The organism is Anaerospora hongkongensis (assembly GCF_004339805.1).
GTDB classification, from domain to species: Bacteria; Bacillota; Negativicutes; order Sporomusales; family DSM-15969; genus Anaerospora; species Anaerospora hongkongensis.
Map to the genome: position 1 here is coordinate 41,000 of NZ_SLUI01000014.1, position 17,460 is coordinate 58,459.

Sequence of the window (17,460 nt, forward strand, 5' to 3'; positions counted from 1 at the left end):
GAAGTGGCAGGAATTTGCAACTTAATGACGAATGGAATAAAGACGAGCAGAGAAAAGCCGAATCCAGCTCAGGTACGGGGGAACCAATCAAAGGGGTGAAACCTGCTTTTTAGCAGGTAGGGGGCCTACAACCCTAACCCGTCAGCTAACCTCGGAGGCTGTCGAGAGGAGTACACACAGTTGCACAAGTTTCTCAGAACGACGGTTTGTTTTTTGATGCTCTTTAGTGCAGCATCACTTGCCTCAGCTTCTGCTTTTGTGCAGGGGGATGAAGGACAAGACATCGCCATGATTCAGTCCAAATTAAGCTCTCTTGGGTACCAGGTGAGCGCTGATGGTGATTTTGGCGAACAAACGACTCTTGCCGTACAGGCCTTTCAGAGAGATCATGGCCTGACTGACGACGGTATAGTCGGAGCTCAAACTTTCCGGTTGCTAATGGGCCGCGACATTCCTGTAAGCCGCGACTCTTCGTCAACCACAGTCAGACGCCTTATTCAAACCGCTAGCCGGTACATGGGCGTTCCGTATGTATTTGGCGGTACTACGCCGAATGGATTTGATTGTTCCGGATTCACGCGTTTTGTATTTGCAAACTATGGAATACAATTACCGCGTGCAGCTGACGAGCAATATGATGTCGGACAATCGGTATCGTATAACCGCTTGCAGCCGGGGGATTTAGTTTTCTTCTCTACATATGCGCCGGGTGCTTCGCACAGCGGAATTTATCTCGGCAACGGGCAGTTCATCAGTGCTACATCCAGCCGCGGTGTTGCTATTGACCGTATGGAAAGCAGTTACTGGGGCGCTCGGTATATCGGAGCCCGCCGGGTGTTATAGCAAATTTGGGGAAGGCATAACCGGCCTTCCCATTTTTATTGTCTGTTTACTCAGTTTTACCGGAGGCCGTTATGCTTAAACTGTATTGGAACAGCTTTATTTGTCCTTATTGGCCCATGGTGATGACTGCAGTTTCTTGCTTTATCATTGCGAGTTTGGCTGGTTTAGCTGCACCTGTTGTAATTAAATATCTCATTGATGGTGCCTTGATGGCACAGGACTTAGATTCACTGCATTTTATCATTGCAGGTATTGTAGCCCTTTATCTTGTGAGGGGCATTTTTTATTATATTTATGGTTATACGATTGCTAAAGCAGGTAATCAAATGGTTGCCCGGCTGCGGCAGGACATGTTCGCTAAGTTACAGAACCAGGATTTTGCTTTTTTTGTCAGCAATTCTACAGGTGAAACGATTTCATTATTTACTAATGACCTATGGCTGCTGCAGCAAGCTTTTTCGTTTGGTATCCCTGACCTGCTGGTAGAGTCTTTAAATTTAACTGCAATTATGGCTATTATGATTTATTTCGACTGGGAGCTGGCCTTCGTTACTTTTGCGACAGTACCCTTTATTGTAGCGTCCATTGGTTTTTTCAACAAAAAAATCGCTGCTATTGGTGAACTTGTGGAAGAAGCGCTGGCTCGCGTAACGGAAAGTTTGCAAGAATACCTTACCTCGATTACGGTTATTCAGAGTTATACCAGGGAAAATTATGAATACCAAAAGTTCAGGAATAATATTAAATGCGCAGCAAAAGAACTGCTCCAGGTTCAGCGCCTAAATGCTTTCTTAATACCGTTGGTTGAATTCCTTGCTGCTATTGGCTTGACAATCATTATCTGGTATGGCGGACGGGAGGTCATTACCGGCGACCTCACGATTGGCGGCATGTTTGCATTTCTGGTGTACATCATTAATTTGCCAACACCGGTACGCAAAATCAGTGAGGCGGCTGCCAAGCTGAAACTGGGTACTGTGGCCTGGAAAAGGATTGAGCAATTTAGTCGTTATCCTCATCAGGTGAAGGAAGGCTCTGAAGAATTGCTGCAGGTTACCGGAAAGATCGAATTTAAAGATGTTTCTTTCAGTTACGTTCCGGAAACCGGAATTTTAAAGGATATATCGCTCAGTGCTCAACCGGGGGAATTAGTGGCCATTGTTGGACCCAGTGGTGCAGGAAAATCCTCGTTTGCAAACTTGCTGCTTCGTTTTTATGATCTTGATAAAGGCGCAATTTATCTCGATGGTGTGAATATAAAAGCACTAAAGACAGCAAACCTGCGTAAGCAGTTTGGTTTTATTCAGCAGGAACCGATCCTGTTCAATATGACCATTCTGGATAATATTCGTTACGGCAAGCCGGAAGCAACGCGGGAGGAAGCCGAGCAAGCAGCCCGTCTGGCAAACGCGCATGAATTTATTATGGAATTGCCGTTGCAGTATTTATCGCCTGTCGGTGAACTGGGCCACTTATTATCCGGCGGACAAAGACAACGTATTGCTATTGCCCGGGCGGTGCTTTCCAACCCGCCGTTGCTGCTGCTGGATGAGCCTACTGCCGCTTTGGACAGTCAGTCGGAAAAACTGGTGCTTAGTGCCATCCGGCAGGCAAGTGCCGGACGGACAACGTTTATGATTACCCACCGGCTGTCCACTCTCAGCGAATCCGATAAAGTGATTTTTCTGGCTGATGGCCGTATTGTCGAATGCGGTACTCATAAAGAGTTGATGATGCGAGGCGGCCGGTATGCGCAAATGGCTCAGGAGGCATAGCAATATTGTTATAATAGAAAGTGCAAGTAAGGGGGATTTAGGATGAACAACACGAACCGGCAGGAGGTTTGGCAGATCCTGCGGCAGCATGTAACAAGCGAAGTATTGTTAAAGCATTGTCTGGCTGTGGAGATTGCTATGCGGGCGTATGCCGTAAAATTTGCAGGTGAAGAGGCTTACTGGGGAACAGTCGGCTTGCTGCATGACATTGATTTTGAAAAATATCCGGAAGAACATCCTGAGCATGCCCAAGAAATCCTCAGTGCTCATGGCTATGACGAACAGTTTATCGCCGATGTTCAATCTCATGCCCGGGATTGGTCTGGGGAACGGACCATGCTGCAGAAAACACTGTTGGCTGTTGATGAAATGACCGGTTTTGTTATTGCCTGTGCATTAGTACGGCCTGACAAGAGTCTGGACAATCTGGAAGTAAAGTCAGTGGTTAAGAAAATGAAAGACAAAGCCTTTGCCCGTGCTGTAAACAGGGAGACGCTGACTTCCAGTGCTGAGGCTATGGGAATTGACATGAAAGAACATATCGAATTTGTTATTAAAGCCCTGGCAGAAGCCGTAAAAAAGCCTGAATACCAAGAGCTTCCTTTAATCGGTTAAGCTGGGAATGCAAAACAGTCTGCGCAATTCGCGCAGACTGTTTTTTTGCGGCAGTTAAACAAATAATTACTTCGCTCTGTGCATAGATTTAATAAGATCATTGCAGAGGAGAGGTATAATGGGGAAAATAACAGGCAGTAAACTGACAACCAGCCTTACTGATACTAATGCTCGTGACAAGGTGCAGAATTATCTCTTAACACTGCTGGAGAGTCAGGAAGGCTACCGGATGCGCCCCCTGGTGGTGCTGTGTATCGGCTCTGATCGTTACACCGGCGATGCATTAGGACCGCTGATCGGATCTCATTTGCTGGAGAATACGGACTGCCTGGTGTACGGCAGTTTGGATCATCCTATCCACGCCGGAAACCTGGTAGAAACCATTCATCTTATTACACGCCAGTACCATCATCCCTTGATTATTGCCGTTGATGCCTGCCTTGGCAAAACAAATGAGATTGGCAATATTGAGGTCTGGGAAGGTGGGCTGGAAGCCGGAATTGCTGTAGGAAACCGTCTGCCTTGCGTTGGCCATATTTCCATCATTGGAGTTGTAAATGCTGGTGGAAAAATTGGTTACCTTGATTTGCAAAGCACTCCATTAGCTACTGTGATGAAACTCAGCAAAGTAATCGGCAGTGCTCTGCAAGGTGCGCTGACGAACATTAGTCAGCCTGTGACGGCTATTCGCTGATCATTCCGGAAACAACCGGTCCCAAAGAACATAAAGAGTTACTAATATCGCAGCAAAAATAACACCCATGTCACCAATGTATTGATCCATTTTATCACCGCCTGTGCAAATTATAACAGAATCCTTCCAGGAAAATCCACTGAACTTTATTATTGTGACAGGCACAAACTGCTAATCCCCTCCATACAATGAAGAACAGACTCACTGGAGGTGAACAGCTTGGTGTCATTTTTTGCTGTTTTAGCAACTTCTATTATCAAAGGTGTTGCATTACTGGTCTCTTATATTACGAACAATACATTTCCGTTACCTTTGTCGGAGAAAGAAGAGCAGCAGCACCTGGAAAGGTTGAAGAATGGTGAAGAGAAGGCACGTAATGTGCTCATTGAGCGAAATCTGCGGTTAGTGGCTCACATTGTCAAGAAATTTGATAATACTGGTGAAGATGTTGATGATTTGATTTCAATAGGTACTATCGGGCTCATTAAAGCGATTAATACCTTTGATCAAAGCAAAAAAATCCGTCTTGCTACCTATGCGGCTCGCTGCATTGAAAATGAAATTCTCATGCATTTGCGCAGCACACGCCGTACCCGGTCAGAAGTCAGTTTATATGATCCGATCGGAGTGGATAAAGAAGGAAATGAGATCACCTTGATTGATGTGCTCGGTACTGCTCCGGATGTAGTGGCTGAAGCAGTGGAAAACCAATGTGAGCAGGAACGCTTGACGAAAGAAATACACAGACTCAGCGGAAGGGAACGCTGGGTGCTTGAAATGCGTTTTGGCATGCCTGACGGCAGTCGGAGAACGCAGCGAGATATTGCCCGGATGCTCGGAATATCCAGATCATATGTGTCAAGAATAGAAAAGCGGGCTATTAGTAAGCTGGGGAAAAGTCTGGCGCCTAAAGACTGCCAGTATTGATACAGTAAGGAGACTGTCAATTTGACAGTCTTTGTCAATAAGGTAACAAAATTAATGATAGCTGTCTCCCAAGGAGATTTTTTTGCTTAGGGAGAAAATATAATTGCACAGGCTGATGAAAAGTCGACTGACTTCCCTGGGAAGGTCAGCCGGCTTTTTCACTTCATATCCCCCCAATAGGTACAAGCTTTACAGGAAAATCGAATTATATGAAGAAAGCGTATAGTTAAAGAATCGCTCTAGAGATGATGTACCAACGGACGCGTGACCCGTATAGCGGGAAGGTTGTACGAAGCGGCAAAAGATAATTTCCTTGAGTTTGCGAACAGTATGAATGACAACGGGAGCTTGGAACGAACGATCGGGAGGGGTTAGAATGGAGAAAGTAAGTACTGATTTTATCAACTTAACTACCGAAAACCTCGCCAAGGAGCATTTATGTTGTATTATTCGCAGTAAAACGCTCCATCCGGGTGTTGAGGCTAAGCGACAATGGCTTTCTGACCGAATAAATGAAGGTCATATTTTTAGAAAGTTAAATGCAAAGGCTACGGTTTTTATTGAATATGCTCCGCTTGAAACCGCTTGGGTTCCTATCACTGGTGACAATTATTATTATCTGTATTGCTTATGGGTTGCTGGCAGTTACAAAGGAAAAGGATATGGCAAGTCACTAATGGAGTATTGTTTAGCTGATGCTAAAGAAAAAGGTAAATCCGGTATTTGTATGCTCGGATCAAAAAAACAAAAATCGTGGCTTACTGACCAGGCTTTTGCGAAAACGTTCGGCTTTGAGGTCGTTGATCTTACCGATAATGGATATGAGTTGCTCGCACTTTCTCTTGATGGGACAAAACCAAAATTTGCACAAAATGCTAAAGCCCCAAAGATTGCAAGCAAAGAGCTAACAATTTATTATGATATGCAATGCCCCTATGTCAATCAAAATATTGCAATGATAAAACAGTATTGTGACGTAAATGATATTCCAGTAGCTTTAATTCAAGTAGATACGCTGCAACAAGCAAAGGAATTGCCGTGTGTTTTCAATAACTGGGGTGTGTTTTATAAAGGGACTTTTGAGACGGTGAATTTGCTGTTAGATGTAAACTATTTAAAACGAATACTGAAAAAATGAAATTCGTGACATTACCCCTTCAGCACAGACGATGGTATGTAATATAAGGATTTGGGAGACAATACACAGCATGTTCTCTTACGGGCAAAGTCATGATGTATTTTCGGTATTTGCCCGTATGCTTGAATAGTCCAAAGATTAGCAGTACGAATGCAGTAAAGCGACTGTCAAATTGACAGTCTTTTTTGTGTTTTTGTGTTCTTCATGCTATAATTTTCCCCAAGGATTACCTGGAGGTGTCTGCCTTGTACACGTTGTTTAATCCCCGCCTATGTGTTACATCCTTATTTGATATTGATCTTAACCAGCTGCGGCAGCAAGGCATCAAAGGGATAATCTTTGACCTTGATAATACGATCGTTCCCTGGGATAGTGCTGATATGTGTCCGAAAATAACAAGCTGGCTGCATGAATTAGTCGTACAGGAATTTAAAGTGGTTATCGTCTCGAATAATTGGAATAAGCGGGTCAAGCTGATAGCAGACCGGTTTAATCTTCCTTTTGTTTCCCGGGCTTATAAACCAGCTAAACGAGGATTTCATCAGGCTCTTGCTGCCATGGGCTTGCAGGCAGAGGATACGGCTGTCGTAGGCGATCAGTTATTTACCGATGTACTCGGTGGCAACAGAATGGGAATGTATACTATTTGGGTGAAACCATTAACCAGTCATGAGTTTATTGGTACCCGTGTTCACCGTAAACTGGAGAATATCGTGATCCGGATTTTAAAAGAAAAGGGGTTGATGAAATGAAAGTTGCACTGATTCAGATGCAAGTAACTGCCGGTGACGTAGCCGGTAATAGAGACCGTGGGTTAGCGATGGCCAGGGAGGCCGCCCAAAAGGCTGAAGTTATTGTTTTACCTGAGATATGGACCGTTGGCTATGCTTTAAAAAACATCGACCAGTGGGCTGAGGATCAAGCAGGCCCTACGATTACCGCCCTGCAGCAGATAGCCGTAGACGCTCAGGCAACCATTATTACCGGATCGCTGCCATACCGGAAGGACGGACAAATTTATAATGGGGCATTTGTGATCAATCCGGCAGGTGAAATTGTCGGTGATTATCAGAAAGTACATCTTTTCAACTTAATGGGTGAACAGCGTTTTTTTGCCCCAGGCAATAAGCGGTGTACGTTTCCATTGCAGCAGACGACTGCAGGCTTGACAATTTGCTATGATTTACGCTTTCCTGAATTGTACCGCGCGACGACACAAGACGGGGCGACGATTATTTTTGTCCCCGCTGAGTGGCCTGCTTCCCGCGGCAGCCACTGGCGCACCCTGCTGCAGGCAAGAGCGATTGAAAATCAAATTTACATCTGTGCTGTAAATTGCGTAGGCCAGCATCGGGACAATGTTTTTTATGGCCATTCGATGATTATTTCCCCCACTGGAGATATTATTGCTGAGGGGACTGAGACGGAAGCGATTATTTATGGTGAGATCGATATTGATGTGGTGGAGCAGGTACGCAAGTCAATGTCGGTATGGCCGGACCGCCGGCCGGAGCTGTACAGGTGAAGGTCCGCGGTACAACCAAAGTGGTAGGATTACTGGGATGGCCGGTAGAGCACTCCATGTCCCCGGCCATGCACAATGCCGCCTTTCGGGAAGCTGGGCTGAATTATACGTATGTACCCTTTCCTGTCCAGCCTGAGCATTTGGCGAAGGCAGTAGACGCTATTCGTGCTCTAAACCTGGCAGGGGCCAATGTTACCATTCCGCATAAGGTTGCCGTTATGCAGTATTTGGATGAGATTGATGAGGACGCACAAAAGATCGGAGCCGTTAATACCATTGTCAATGTTCAAGGCAGGCTTGTCGGTTATAATACGGACGGCCAGGGCTTTATCCGTTCGCTGGAAGAACAGGGAATTGGTATAAAAGCTGCCAAGGTTGTATTGATGGGAGCAGGCGGCGCTGCCCGCGCAGTAGTTGCGGCGTTATTATCTGCCGGGGCAGCTTCTGTGACCATAGCTGCTCGTTCCGGTGATAAGGCAAATCGTTTGGCCGGGCACTATGGCAGCTCTGCCGTCACAGGTATCGACTGGCAATCGGAGGTGTTAAGCCGCAGGTTAGCAGAGTGTGATTTATTAATTAATGCTACACCACTAGGAATGGCACCTGCCGTAGAAAAAATACCGCCCGTCAACTGGCCTGTGCTTGCTTCTCGAACGATCGTTTGTGATTTGATTTATAATCCGCTTATGACCCGCTTTTTGCAGCAGGCAAAAGAGCGAGGGCACCGGGTTGTTACAGGAGAAGGGATGCTGGCAGGGCAGGGAGCCTTAGCCTTTCAAATTTGGACAAAAACTGCCGCCCCTTATGATGTAATGGCCGGAAATTTATTGCAGCAGCTAAAAGAACAACAGGAAAATTGTTGAATTTTTGTAGATTCTTGCTATTTTTAGCAGGAATCTTTTTAATTAGTGAGAATATTCACATTAAGCAAAAATGGAAATAATGCTTTTTCCCGGTGACCAGCAGGTGTATTACGCATGTTGATTGGTTTGTTTTTTTATGCCTGCGGTGGGAAGTGGAGTGAGGACATGCGCAAAAGGCTGGAGGATGTTCTGCTTGCTGCAGGACTGCTCACGAAGGAACAAGTAGACAAAGCTTTTTATAGCTCTGACGACAAAGCAGCTCTATTGCAGGCAGATGATGACGCTTCTGTTAGCAGTATTGTTCATTCGCTTATCAGCCAGGCTGTCCGGGAACAGGCCAGCGACATCCATATCGAGCCTGAAGCGAATCGTGTCCGTGTTCGCTTTCGCATTGACGGCATGCTTAGAGAGTGCGGCAGCTTTCCTAAGCAGCTCCATGCCGCTATGGTATCCCGGATTAAGATTATCAGTGAGCTGGATATCGCTGAAAGAAGGCTGCCGCAGGATGGACGTTTTCATGTACAGGAGCAGGGCCGGGAAATCGATTTTCGCATCGCTACGATACCGACGATTTTAGGCGAAAAAGTGGTCATACGCATTCTTGATCAGGCTAATCGTATTCTGGAAACTCAGCAGCTGGGATTTAGTGAGGAAAACCTTTTGCGTTTTCGTCAGTTATGCCGACAAGCATATGGCATGGTGCTAATTACCGGACCAACCAGTGCGGGAAAAACGACTACGCTTTATTCGGTGCTTGCGGAACTGAACTCGGCAGATAAAAACATTATCACAATCGAAGATCCCGTTGAGATTCTGTTAAGCGGCGTTAATCAGGTTCAGGTCAATCAAAAGGCCGGACTCACCTTTGCTAAAGGGCTGCGTTCTATTTTAAGACAAGATCCAAACATCATTATGATCGGAGAAATACGGGATACAGAAACAGCGGATATTGCGATTCGCGCAGCGATGACCGGGCATCTGGTTTTTAGTACGCTGCATACCAATGATGCACCTAGTGCCTTACTGCGTCTGACGGATATGGGAATTGAACCGTTTTTAGTGGCTTCATCCGTGTTAGGAGCAGTAGCGCAGCGGCTGGTACGGATGATCTGCCCGCATTGCAAGCAAAGCTATATTCCTGCGGCAGATTCATGGGAAAGGTCGTTTCTCAGCTTGAAGCCGGCAGCACAAGTGCACCTATACCGGGGGACAGGCTGTTCCTGCTGCGGCTATACAGGCTATAAGGGAAGGATGGCGATCCAGGAAGTTATGCCGGTAACAACTGGAATTCGCGAATTGATTATGAAGTGTTCTAACCGCGACGAGGTAGCGGCATTGGCTCGTGCGGCCGGAGTGAGCTCTATGCGGGAGGACGGCATTGGGAAGGTCTTGCAGGGATTCACTACAGTTGACGAAATTCTGCGGGTAGCATATACGGAATGATATAACGGGAGTGCGATAACATGGAAATGGAAGCGCTGCTGGTAAACGCGGCTGCGAAAGGTGCCTCTGATTTACATCTGACGGAGGGGCTGCCGCCGGTTTTGCGATTGCAAGGCAGGCTGGTTCCTACAGCTGGACCAGTGCTGGCGGCCAGTGATACCGAGAGGTTGCTGGCGGCTATTACCACTGACGAACAACGATCTGTTTTCTACCAGCAGGGCGAACTTGATTTTGCTTATACTATTCGGGGAATGAGCCGTTTCCGGATACATTCCTTCCGGCAGCGCGGATTTACCGCACTTGCCATCCGGATCATTCCAGACACAATTCCGACTTTGGAACAATTAGCGTATACAAATGTCCTGCAGGTGTTGGCCCGCAAGAAGCGCGGTCTTGTAATCATATCAGGTCCGGCGGGCAGCGGGAAATCGACAACCCTGGCGGCGATGCTTGAGTTAATTAACCAGGAACGGAACTGCCATATCATTACAATTGAAGATCCGATTGAATATTGGCACCGGCATAACCGCAGCATGGTAAATCAAAGGGAAATTAACCGGGATACCAGCTCTTTTGGCAATGCCCTGCGGGCTGCACTCAGGGAAGATCCTGACGTGATCATGCTCGGTGAGATGCGAGATGCTGAAACGATCAGCACTGCTATTACAGCTGCTGAAACAGGACATTTGGTATTGGCCACATTGCATACCGGTGATGCCGTCCAGACAATTGACCGGATTATTGATGCATTCCCGGCCTATCAGCAGCAGCAAATTCGCATTCAGCTGGCGTTATCCCTTCAGGGGGTTATCGCTCAGCAGCTGGTACCCTGCTGTAATAGCGGCAAAAGAGTGGCGGCTATGGAGGTTTTATTAGCTACGCCTGCTGTTCGCAACTTAATTCGAGAAGGCAAAAGTCAGCAGATACTGTCTGTTATTCAGACTAGTGTTAGTGCAGGCATGCGGTCGATGGATATGGCGCTGCTGGAGCTGTACCGCAAGGGGCTGATAACCTATGAAGAGGCTCTGTCACGGGCTGTTGATCAGGCGAACTTTACGGCCCCCGGCACATGCACGGAGGCAAGGTGAACGTAAGGAGTGGAGCATGTGTCCAATCTCTTTCATTATAAGGCTAGAGACCGGCTGGGGCACTCTTTAGCGGGAACGATTCAAGCGGAAAACGAAAATGCTGCCGCCGGGTATCTTCGCGGTAAAGGATATTATGTGACACAGCTTAAAGAGCAGCGCAAAGCGTTAATGGTGCCAAAATGGTGGCAGGATCGTACTGCTGTTAGCGCTAAGGAGCTAGCTGTTTTATGCCGCCAGTTTGCAGCGATGATGAATGCCGGCGTAGCAATGCTTACCTGCTTGCGCATTTTAATAGAGCAAACCAGCCATGCTTCCTTGAAACGAGGTTTACAGAATGTATATATAAAAGTGCAGGAAGGCGCGCCATTATCCTCGGCCATGCAAAAGCAGCACCCGATATTTCCCAGTCTCATGACCAGCATGCTGGAAGCCGGTGAAGTAGGCGGTGTGCTGGATGTGATTTTAAACCGACTAGCAATGCATTACGAAAATGAACACAGGCTCAATGAAAAAATAAAATCAGCTATGACATATCCGGCAGTGGTTATCAGCATGGCAATGTTGTCAATCGGCTTTATCCTTATATTCGTCATGCCTGCTTTTTCTCAGCTCTATCAAGAGATGAATATGGCAATGCCTTTGCCGACTCGTATGTTACTTACGATCGCGAACGGTATGGACAATCATGGAACCAGCCTGCTGGTATCCCTGCTGCCGGCAGGTTGCGGCTTTGTGCTTTTTATGAAGTACGTTGATACACCGAAACTGACTGACAGAATACTCCTCAGTCTGCCGGTTTTCGGGATAATGAGAAAAAAAATAATGATTGCCCGTTTCAGCCGAACGCTGGGAACGCTGCTGCGGGGCGGTATTCCCTTGCTTGCTGCCTTAGCTGTTGTAGGAAAATCAATAGGCAGCAGCAGTATCCTATTCGCTCTGGCAAAGGCTCAGGCCAATGTCAAAGCGGGCAGGGGGCTGGCAGTTGCGCTCAAGCCGTTTCCTGTTTTTCCCCCGATGGTTATTCAGTTGGTAGCAATCGGCGAAGAGACAGGTGAGCTTGATACAATGCTGGAGAAAATTGCTGATTTTTATGAGGCTGATGTAGAGGATATTATTGGGCGTTTGAGCAGTATACTGGAACCGCTGCTAATTGGAGTTTTGGGAGTAATTATCGGGTTGATGATTATTGCCGTTGTTCTGCCGATGGTTGAAGCGGTTAGTGCCGTAGGAAAGCAATAGAGAGGAGCGGATGGATTTGAACGGGAAGGAAAAGGACCAAAAAGGGTTTACTCTGGTGGAATTGATAGTGGTAATTGCTATTATTGGTATCTTATCAGCCGTGATCATTCCAAAATTCAGCCAAGCGATGAATGCTGCTAAAGATGTACGACTTAAGGCTGATTTGCGTTCCGTTGACAGTGCAGTAATGCAGTACTATGCTGCAAAAGGCAGCTATCCCGAAACTGCAGCGGCATTTTCCGTTTATTTGACGCCGTGGCCCAATGATGCAACCGGTGCTGCGCTTGTCTATGAGACAGCAGAAAATGGCTATATTGTAAAAGGAACCAGCCTTGACAATACGGGAGGAACCACGAGCAGAAGGTCCCCGGGAAGCGTGGGATATGTGGTGTGGTAATGACAGGCGATGGAATTGCTGATTTTTCTTACCGGTTTTGTTTTAGGTGCTTTTTTGGATACGTGTATTCGCCGTATTCCACAGCAGCAAGCACTTCTTTGTAAACCGCTTCCTATCCGGTATCCTTTGGTAGAATTTCTGAGCGGGTTACTTTTTTTGAGCTGCTTTTGGAAGTTGGGCGTCAGCTTTGAATTGTTCCGTGCACTTATTTTTACAGCTTTTTTACTTGTGATTGCTTGGATTGACTACGAGCACCAGCTGATATTCGATAAAGTACTTGTTTATATGACCGGAGCTGGTGCAGCTGTTAATTGGTTTATAGGAAGCGATGTTTGGGGAGAGTTGCTGGCTGCGAGTATCGCAGGAGGCGGACTATTGCTTGCCATTGTTATCATAAGTGATGGCAAAATGGGTTATGGAGATGTTAAATTTGCTGCCGCGCTTGGTCTTTGGCTGGGACTGCAGCAGACAATACTAACGCTGTTCTTAGCTTTTGTAGCAGGTGGTATCAGTGGTGTAATTTGCTTAACTTTTCACTTGAAAAGCCGTAAGGATGCTATTCCTTTTGGCCCTTTTTTGGCTGCAAGTGCTTTGCTTGCCATGCTGTACGGCAAAGAACTGCTTGCTTGGTATTGGGAGTGTTTTTCATGATGCGAAATGCAAAGCATCGGGGTTTTACAATTCTTGAGCTCATAATAGTTGTGGCGGTTATCTCCATTGCCGCAGCGTTAGCTGTACCGAAGCTGGGTGATTGGACGGCTGAGCAGGATTTAAATAATACCGCCCGTGAGCTGGCCGCTGATTTACGCTTGTTGCAGCAGCTTTCCATTAACAGTGCAGGGCCTACACCGGAACTCTACCTTAGAATTGCTAGTCCCTATGGGTATATAACGACGGTAAATACCAAAGCAATCCAGCCGAAGCGTACTTTTCCTGCTACTGTCAAGCTCAGCGGTGCTGCGACCACAGTTAGTTTTACAATTAACGGCATCCCCAAGCAGGGAACCGACATGACAATTGTTTTAGCCCGGACAGACGGTAAAGGAACAAAGCGGATTATTGTCCAGGCTCAAACCGGGCGAATTCGTATTGAATAAAGGAGACGGGCTGGAGGCTATGAAAAATCAACAGGGCTTTTTGCTGATTGAAGTGCTGGTAGCGGCTGTTATTATTGCCGTTGCGGTAACGGCCGCTGCCGGCCTGATGATCCGGTCGGTAAAGGGTAACAGCAGCGCGGCAAGATTCACTGTTGCTGCGAGCCTGGCCCAAAAGCAGATAGAGTACCTTAAAAGCAGTCGAACAACTGCGGAATGGACGGAGCTGGCAATACCTGAGGCCGGTGAAGTGGAGCTGGATACTGCGTGGTTGTGTGAAGCAAGCCGGACCGTAATATTGAACCACACAACCTATACGCTGACCAGCCTGGCAAGTAAATGCGCGGAGGACAGTGCTGATTTGGTTCAGGTAAGAGTGGTTGTGGCATGGGGCGGTCAAGCGGGTGAAAGCCTTGATATGACGACGTTCTTTTCCCGGTATTGAGTGCCCGATTGCCTTCAGGAGGAAGAACCATGAGGAAAGATGCCAGCGGACAGACGGGATTTACCTTGCTTGAAGTGTTGATCTGCCTAACCATCACGGCAGTGCTTCTCGCCGCAATGATACCATTGTTTGCAACCTCACTTGCTTTATGGCGCACAAGCGGCAGCCAGAGCGAGGTGCAGCAAACGGCCCGGTTTGCTGTGGATAGTATGGTACGGGATTTAAAATACGGCAGCGATATTCGCAAGGTAGATGATAATGAAATTTCCTTTATCGATGTCCTAGGACGCCGGAGTGGCTATCGACTAAGTACAAGCAGCCATATTCTGTATAATCTGCTTAGTAATGATACGCCTCAGCCTGTTACGGGATCAAATATACAGACGGCTGTAAATGTATTGGTATACGGAGATTACGGATCGGCAAAAGCCTTGTTTCACGTACAGGAGCAAACGGTCTATCTTTATCTTACGGCTGTTGACACTGTTACCGGGCAGAGCTTCACAGTACATACGGCAGTAGGCCGTATTGCCAGTTACCTGAGGTAACGAGGGAGGGGGGCAATATGTCTGCTATTACCGTAAAAAACAGAGGCAGCGCCGGAATTACCGCTCTGATTATGATGCTGATCTTGTTAAGTGCCGGGATGGCTGCTATTACCTTAAGCTCTACAGAAAGCACGATTGCCAGCGGATATCGTGACGGCATAGCTTCCCAATATCTGGCTGAAGCGGGTGCATTATGGGCTCTTACCCAGCTAAAGAAGGAAAATAGGGAAGTCATCACTAACATACAAACTACAGGTGAATATAAAGGCAGTTCTCTAACAAATAAAAACAGCAGTGCTACGAAAGGGACATACCAGGTGAGCATTGCGAATCCTGACCATCCGCAGGATAAGGGCAGCCGCATAATTACAGCAGTTGGTACCGTTTCCGGCAGTAAGGCTGCCCGGACAGTAGGGTTGTTAGTCAATGGGGTGAGGACTAACGGCGGCATCTATGAGAATGCAGTTTATTCTGGTAATGAAATCGCAATCGGTGAGGAAGGAGTCATCGGAGGTAATGCTGCCGCAGCAGGCAATATTCGTGGCAGCCAACGGGTAACCGGCAGCTGCAAGCCAAATAATAAAGAACAAATGCCTGCCTTTGGATTTATTGATTATAAGCGTAACCCGCAACTAGTTGCTTGTATCCTTAAGGAACAAAGGGTTATCTTGCGTACTGCAGTTCACTACGTTGATCAAGACTTTGAGGTAGGCGGGTTGATTCATAATATTACCGGTGAGAACGTAACCATTTTTGTGAAAGGAAATGTTATCATTAATGATGGGGCTGAGTGGAAAGGTCTTATCACCATTGTGGCCGGTGGCGCAGTAACGGTTAAGCAGCAGGCAAGCGCCGATCTTATCCTTATTGCATTTGGTGATAGTGCGTCGGTAGTACAAGAGAAGGCGGTAGTAAACGGCAGCATTATCGCAAAAGGGGCCGTGTTGATAAATGGCACGGTAAGGCGTGGGTTGCAGGTGGCAGCCTGGAAAAATCACAAATAATCCGAGGAGGATTTCATTATGGAAGTAAAGAACTATATGGAAAGTCTTGTATGGCAGCAAGTAGATGAAATCATAGATGCACACAGCAGTGTTTGCAAATGCGAAAAGTGTCGTTATGATATTATCGCTTTAGCGCTCAATTTTCTTCCGCCACGCTACGTTGCAACAGAGAAGGGGCAAACCTACACGCGGATTAAAGCGCTGGAGCAGCAATTCAATATTGATATTCTCACTGCAATCTCTAATGCCATCAAAATCGTTAACAGCCAGCCGCATCATACCGAAGAGAACCCGTAATCAGTATGCTTAGCAAGTTACAAAGCCTGATTCGCAGACGGCAAAGTAACGCAATAGGCCTTGATATAGGAACTGAAAATGTAAAACTCGCAGAAGTAAACTTCGAGCGGGGCCGGCCGCGCCTTTTGACAGCCGGGCTCCAGCCTATACCGGATGGCTTGGTGGAAGATGGCCGGATTGCAGATGACAGTGAGTTTCAGGCATTGCTGCGCCGGTTATTATCCTGCAGCGGAGCAGTGTCACGAAATGCAATACTGGCTCTGGGCGGCAGGGCCGTTTTCGCGAGGGAAGTTTTATTTCCGGTCATGAGTGATTCCGAGCTGCGGGAAGCAGTTAAATGGGATATGGAAAAATATGTTCCCTATGATCCGGGCAGCTTTTATTATGATTTTGCCGTTGCCGGTATAACAGAATCAAAACTGGAAATGAGGGTATTGATTACTGCCGTACCGAAACGGATTATTCAGACTGTGGCTGCTCTTGTGAAGGCAGTTGGATTCAAACCTTTTGCGATCGATATAGAACCATTAGCGTTGTATCGTACTTTGGAAGGCGCTCACAATTCGGCAGTGCTTGATATAGGCGGTACGGTTAGTCAAATCATTGTTTTTCGTCAAAGCAGTCCCGCGGTAATGCGAACTATCGAAATAGGTGGCAGAAGCTTTGCCGGAACGGATCTGCCGGAGCGCCCGTCTGTTACACCAAACCAATTGGAACAGGTAGTAGGGGAATTAATCAGGGAAACGCAGCACACGATTGAAGCTTATTGTGCACACGAGAAGGAGGGCGTGGTCAACAGCCTTTTTTTGACCGGCGGTGCAGCCAGCCTGAAACACCTGCCATGTTATTTTGCCGCCCGGATGGACATGCCCGTGCTGCAGCATCAGCCGATGCAGCGGCTGGAAACGGCAGAGTCTTTAGACAAGGACTATATTACCCGTCTCGCTCCACAGCTTGCTGTTGCTATTGGTCTGGCTTTGCGAGGAGGCTGCAGCTGATGCAAATCAATTTGCTTCCAGTCAATGAGCGGGTGTCCCGTTTTTCCTTAAGCGGCATTATAAGTATCAGCAGTTGCTTTCTTCTGTTGCTAGCAGCCGTGCTGTACGGCTACGGAGTGTATACGGAGCTTATGCTGGAGAGGGAGCTGCAGCAAGCACGCAACCAATATGATCTGCTGAGGCCAACACAGCAAAATATGCTTATGGCCGCTCAAAAACAGCGAGTAATTGCTGCCAAATATTCCATTCTGACCACCTTGACCCCGCACCGGAAGTCCTGGCATGCCGTACTGGCCCGCTTAGGAACGGTTAGCCCGGAACAAGTTTGGCTGACCGATGTGTCGCAAGGCCATGAAAATCTGCTGCGCATGAAAGGCGGGGCAGCTGCTTATCCCGATGTGGCAGCTTTTATGGATAGACTGGCAAGGGATAGTTTTTTTGCCGAGCCTGCATTGATAAAGGCTGAGCAGGATACCGAGATGGCTGCCGTCCGATTCGAATTGTCCGTCAAGATCAAGGGGAGGTAA

At 47.2% G+C, this 17,460-nt stretch carries 21 protein-coding genes and 1 riboswitch; all 21 genes read left to right on the plus strand.

The genetic code is table 11. The annotated features are described in order from the left end of the window. Nucleotides 1-45 precede the first annotated feature (45 nt). Nucleotides 46-175: riboswitch (cyclic di-AMP (ydaO/yuaA leader) on the plus strand. 5 nt (nucleotides 176-180) lie between these two features. The 21 genes from EV210_RS17930 (at nucleotide 181) to EV210_RS18030 (ending at nucleotide 17,460) form a co-directional block, all read left to right on the plus strand. After that, nucleotides 181-843: a C40 family peptidase gene (locus tag EV210_RS17930; RefSeq protein WP_376746816.1), complete on the plus strand. Its 663-nt coding sequence runs from the start codon at nucleotides 181-183 to the stop codon at nucleotides 841-843. A gap of 71 nt (nucleotides 844-914) precedes the next feature. After that, nucleotides 915-2,618: an ABC transporter ATP-binding protein gene (locus EV210_RS17935; protein WP_132082742.1), complete on the plus strand. Its 1,704-nt coding sequence runs from the start codon at nucleotides 915-917 to the stop codon at nucleotides 2,616-2,618. A gap of 42 nt (nucleotides 2,619-2,660) precedes the next feature. Then, complete coding sequence (locus tag EV210_RS17940) at nucleotides 2,661-3,233, plus strand: HD domain-containing protein (protein WP_132082743.1); 573 nt, start codon at nucleotides 2,661-2,663, stop codon at nucleotides 3,231-3,233. A gap of 118 nt (nucleotides 3,234-3,351) precedes the next feature. Further along, nucleotides 3,352-3,927 (plus strand): spore protease YyaC, encoded by a 576-nt coding sequence (gene yyaC, locus EV210_RS17945; protein ID WP_132082744.1) that lies wholly within the window; start codon nucleotides 3,352-3,354, stop codon nucleotides 3,925-3,927. A 222-nt stretch (nucleotides 3,928-4,149) separates the two neighbouring features. Next, nucleotides 4,150-4,854 (plus strand): RNA polymerase sporulation sigma factor SigK, encoded by a 705-nt coding sequence (gene sigK / locus EV210_RS17950; protein ID WP_243650631.1) that lies wholly within the window; start codon nucleotides 4,150-4,152, stop codon nucleotides 4,852-4,854. A gap of 376 nt (nucleotides 4,855-5,230) precedes the next feature. After that, the gene (locus EV210_RS17955) at nucleotides 5,231-5,992 is read left to right on the plus strand and encodes a GNAT family N-acetyltransferase (RefSeq protein ID WP_132082746.1); all 762 of its coding nucleotides are present in this window, start codon (nucleotides 5,231-5,233) and stop codon (nucleotides 5,990-5,992) included. Nucleotides 5,993-6,228: 236 nt separating this feature from the next. Next, nucleotides 6,229-6,744, plus strand: coding sequence for a YqeG family HAD IIIA-type phosphatase (locus EV210_RS17960; RefSeq protein WP_243650622.1), 516 nt, complete (start codon nucleotides 6,229-6,231; stop codon nucleotides 6,742-6,744). Next, a complete protein-coding gene (locus EV210_RS17965; protein WP_132082748.1) occupies nucleotides 6,741-7,517 on the plus strand; it encodes a carbon-nitrogen family hydrolase in 777 nt (258 codons plus the stop codon). The genes EV210_RS17960 and EV210_RS17965 overlap by 4 nt, the downstream gene beginning before the upstream one ends. Further along, nucleotides 7,514-8,380, plus strand: a complete 867-nt coding sequence (locus EV210_RS17970; protein ID WP_243650623.1) for a shikimate dehydrogenase — start codon at nucleotides 7,514-7,516, stop codon at nucleotides 8,378-8,380. The genes EV210_RS17965 and EV210_RS17970 overlap by 4 nt, the downstream gene beginning before the upstream one ends. A gap of 114 nt (nucleotides 8,381-8,494) precedes the next feature. Next, complete coding sequence (locus EV210_RS17975; RefSeq protein WP_132082750.1) at nucleotides 8,495-9,823, plus strand: GspE/PulE family protein; 1,329 nt, start codon at nucleotides 8,495-8,497, stop codon at nucleotides 9,821-9,823. A 20-nt stretch (nucleotides 9,824-9,843) separates the two neighbouring features. Beyond that, a complete protein-coding gene (locus EV210_RS17980) occupies nucleotides 9,844-10,911 on the plus strand; it encodes a type IV pilus twitching motility protein PilT (RefSeq protein ID WP_132082751.1) in 1,068 nt (355 codons plus the stop codon). Between the two features lie 18 nt (nucleotides 10,912-10,929). Continuing rightward, nucleotides 10,930-12,150, plus strand: coding sequence for a type II secretion system F family protein (locus tag EV210_RS17985; RefSeq protein ID WP_132082752.1), 1,221 nt, complete (start codon nucleotides 10,930-10,932; stop codon nucleotides 12,148-12,150). A 16-nt stretch (nucleotides 12,151-12,166) separates the two neighbouring features. Continuing rightward, the gene (locus tag EV210_RS17990; protein WP_165898963.1) at nucleotides 12,167-12,547 is read left to right on the plus strand and encodes a type II secretion system protein; all 381 of its coding nucleotides are present in this window, start codon (nucleotides 12,167-12,169) and stop codon (nucleotides 12,545-12,547) included. A 9-nt stretch (nucleotides 12,548-12,556) separates the two neighbouring features. Continuing rightward, nucleotides 12,557-13,198 (plus strand): prepilin peptidase, encoded by a 642-nt coding sequence (locus EV210_RS17995; protein ID WP_132082754.1) that lies wholly within the window; start codon nucleotides 12,557-12,559, stop codon nucleotides 13,196-13,198. Beyond that, nucleotides 13,195-13,644: a prepilin-type N-terminal cleavage/methylation domain-containing protein gene (locus tag EV210_RS18000; protein WP_132082755.1), complete on the plus strand. Its 450-nt coding sequence runs from the start codon at nucleotides 13,195-13,197 to the stop codon at nucleotides 13,642-13,644. Before EV210_RS17995 ends, EV210_RS18000 begins: the two co-directional genes overlap by 4 nt. Nucleotides 13,645-13,663: 19 nt before the next feature. Then, a complete protein-coding gene (locus EV210_RS18005; RefSeq protein WP_132082756.1) occupies nucleotides 13,664-14,086 on the plus strand; it encodes a prepilin-type N-terminal cleavage/methylation domain-containing protein in 423 nt (140 codons plus the stop codon). Between the two features lie 29 nt (nucleotides 14,087-14,115). Beyond that, entirely contained in the window at nucleotides 14,116-14,634 is a 519-nt protein-coding gene (locus tag EV210_RS18010) for a PilW family protein (RefSeq protein WP_132082757.1), read from the plus strand. Nucleotides 14,635-14,651: 17 nt separating this feature from the next. After that, complete coding sequence (locus tag EV210_RS18015) at nucleotides 14,652-15,638, plus strand: pilus assembly PilX N-terminal domain-containing protein (RefSeq protein WP_132082758.1); 987 nt, start codon at nucleotides 14,652-14,654, stop codon at nucleotides 15,636-15,638. An 18-nt stretch (nucleotides 15,639-15,656) separates the two neighbouring features. Then, entirely contained in the window at nucleotides 15,657-15,935 is a 279-nt protein-coding gene (locus EV210_RS18020; protein ID WP_132082759.1) for a late competence development ComFB family protein, read from the plus strand. A 5-nt stretch (nucleotides 15,936-15,940) separates the two neighbouring features. Further along, a complete protein-coding gene (pilM, locus tag EV210_RS18025; protein WP_132082760.1) occupies nucleotides 15,941-16,933 on the plus strand; it encodes a type IV pilus assembly protein PilM in 993 nt (330 codons plus the stop codon). After that, nucleotides 16,933-17,460, plus strand: a complete 528-nt coding sequence (locus EV210_RS18030) for a PilN domain-containing protein (RefSeq protein WP_132082761.1) — start codon at nucleotides 16,933-16,935, stop codon at nucleotides 17,458-17,460. The genes pilM and EV210_RS18030 overlap by 1 nt, the downstream gene beginning before the upstream one ends.

Excerpts from the sequence above, each read along its gene's own strand:
- EV210_RS17935 (WP_132082742.1), top strand. The coding sequence starts at position 915 with ATGCTTAAACTGTATTGGAACAGCTTTATTTGTCCTTATTGGCCCATG.
- EV210_RS17940 (WP_132082743.1), top strand. The coding sequence starts at position 2,661 with ATGAACAACACGAACCGGCAGGAGGTTTGGCAGATCCTGCGGCAGCAT.
- yyaC (WP_132082744.1), top strand. The coding sequence starts at position 3,352 with ATGGGGAAAATAACAGGCAGTAAACTGACAACCAGCCTTACTGATACT.
- EV210_RS17955 (WP_132082746.1), top strand. The coding sequence starts at position 5,231 with ATGGAGAAAGTAAGTACTGATTTTATCAACTTAACTACCGAAAACCTC.
- EV210_RS17965 (WP_132082748.1), top strand. The coding sequence starts at position 6,741 with ATGAAAGTTGCACTGATTCAGATGCAAGTAACTGCCGGTGACGTAGCC.
- EV210_RS17975 (WP_132082750.1), top strand. The coding sequence starts at position 8,495 with ATGTTGATTGGTTTGTTTTTTTATGCCTGCGGTGGGAAGTGGAGTGAG.
- EV210_RS17980 (WP_132082751.1), top strand. The coding sequence starts at position 9,844 with ATGGAAATGGAAGCGCTGCTGGTAAACGCGGCTGCGAAAGGTGCCTCT.
- EV210_RS17995 (WP_132082754.1), top strand. The coding sequence starts at position 12,557 with ATGGAATTGCTGATTTTTCTTACCGGTTTTGTTTTAGGTGCTTTTTTG.
- EV210_RS18000 (WP_132082755.1), top strand. The coding sequence starts at position 13,195 with ATGATGCGAAATGCAAAGCATCGGGGTTTTACAATTCTTGAGCTCATA.
- EV210_RS18005 (WP_132082756.1), top strand. The coding sequence starts at position 13,664 with ATGAAAAATCAACAGGGCTTTTTGCTGATTGAAGTGCTGGTAGCGGCT.
- EV210_RS18010 (WP_132082757.1), top strand. The coding sequence starts at position 14,116 with ATGAGGAAAGATGCCAGCGGACAGACGGGATTTACCTTGCTTGAAGTG.
- EV210_RS18015 (WP_132082758.1), top strand. The coding sequence starts at position 14,652 with ATGTCTGCTATTACCGTAAAAAACAGAGGCAGCGCCGGAATTACCGCT.
- EV210_RS18020 (WP_132082759.1), top strand. The coding sequence starts at position 15,657 with ATGGAAGTAAAGAACTATATGGAAAGTCTTGTATGGCAGCAAGTAGAT.
- pilM (WP_132082760.1), top strand. The coding sequence starts at position 15,941 with ATGCTTAGCAAGTTACAAAGCCTGATTCGCAGACGGCAAAGTAACGCA.
- EV210_RS18030 (WP_132082761.1), top strand. The coding sequence starts at position 16,933 with ATGCAAATCAATTTGCTTCCAGTCAATGAGCGGGTGTCCCGTTTTTCC.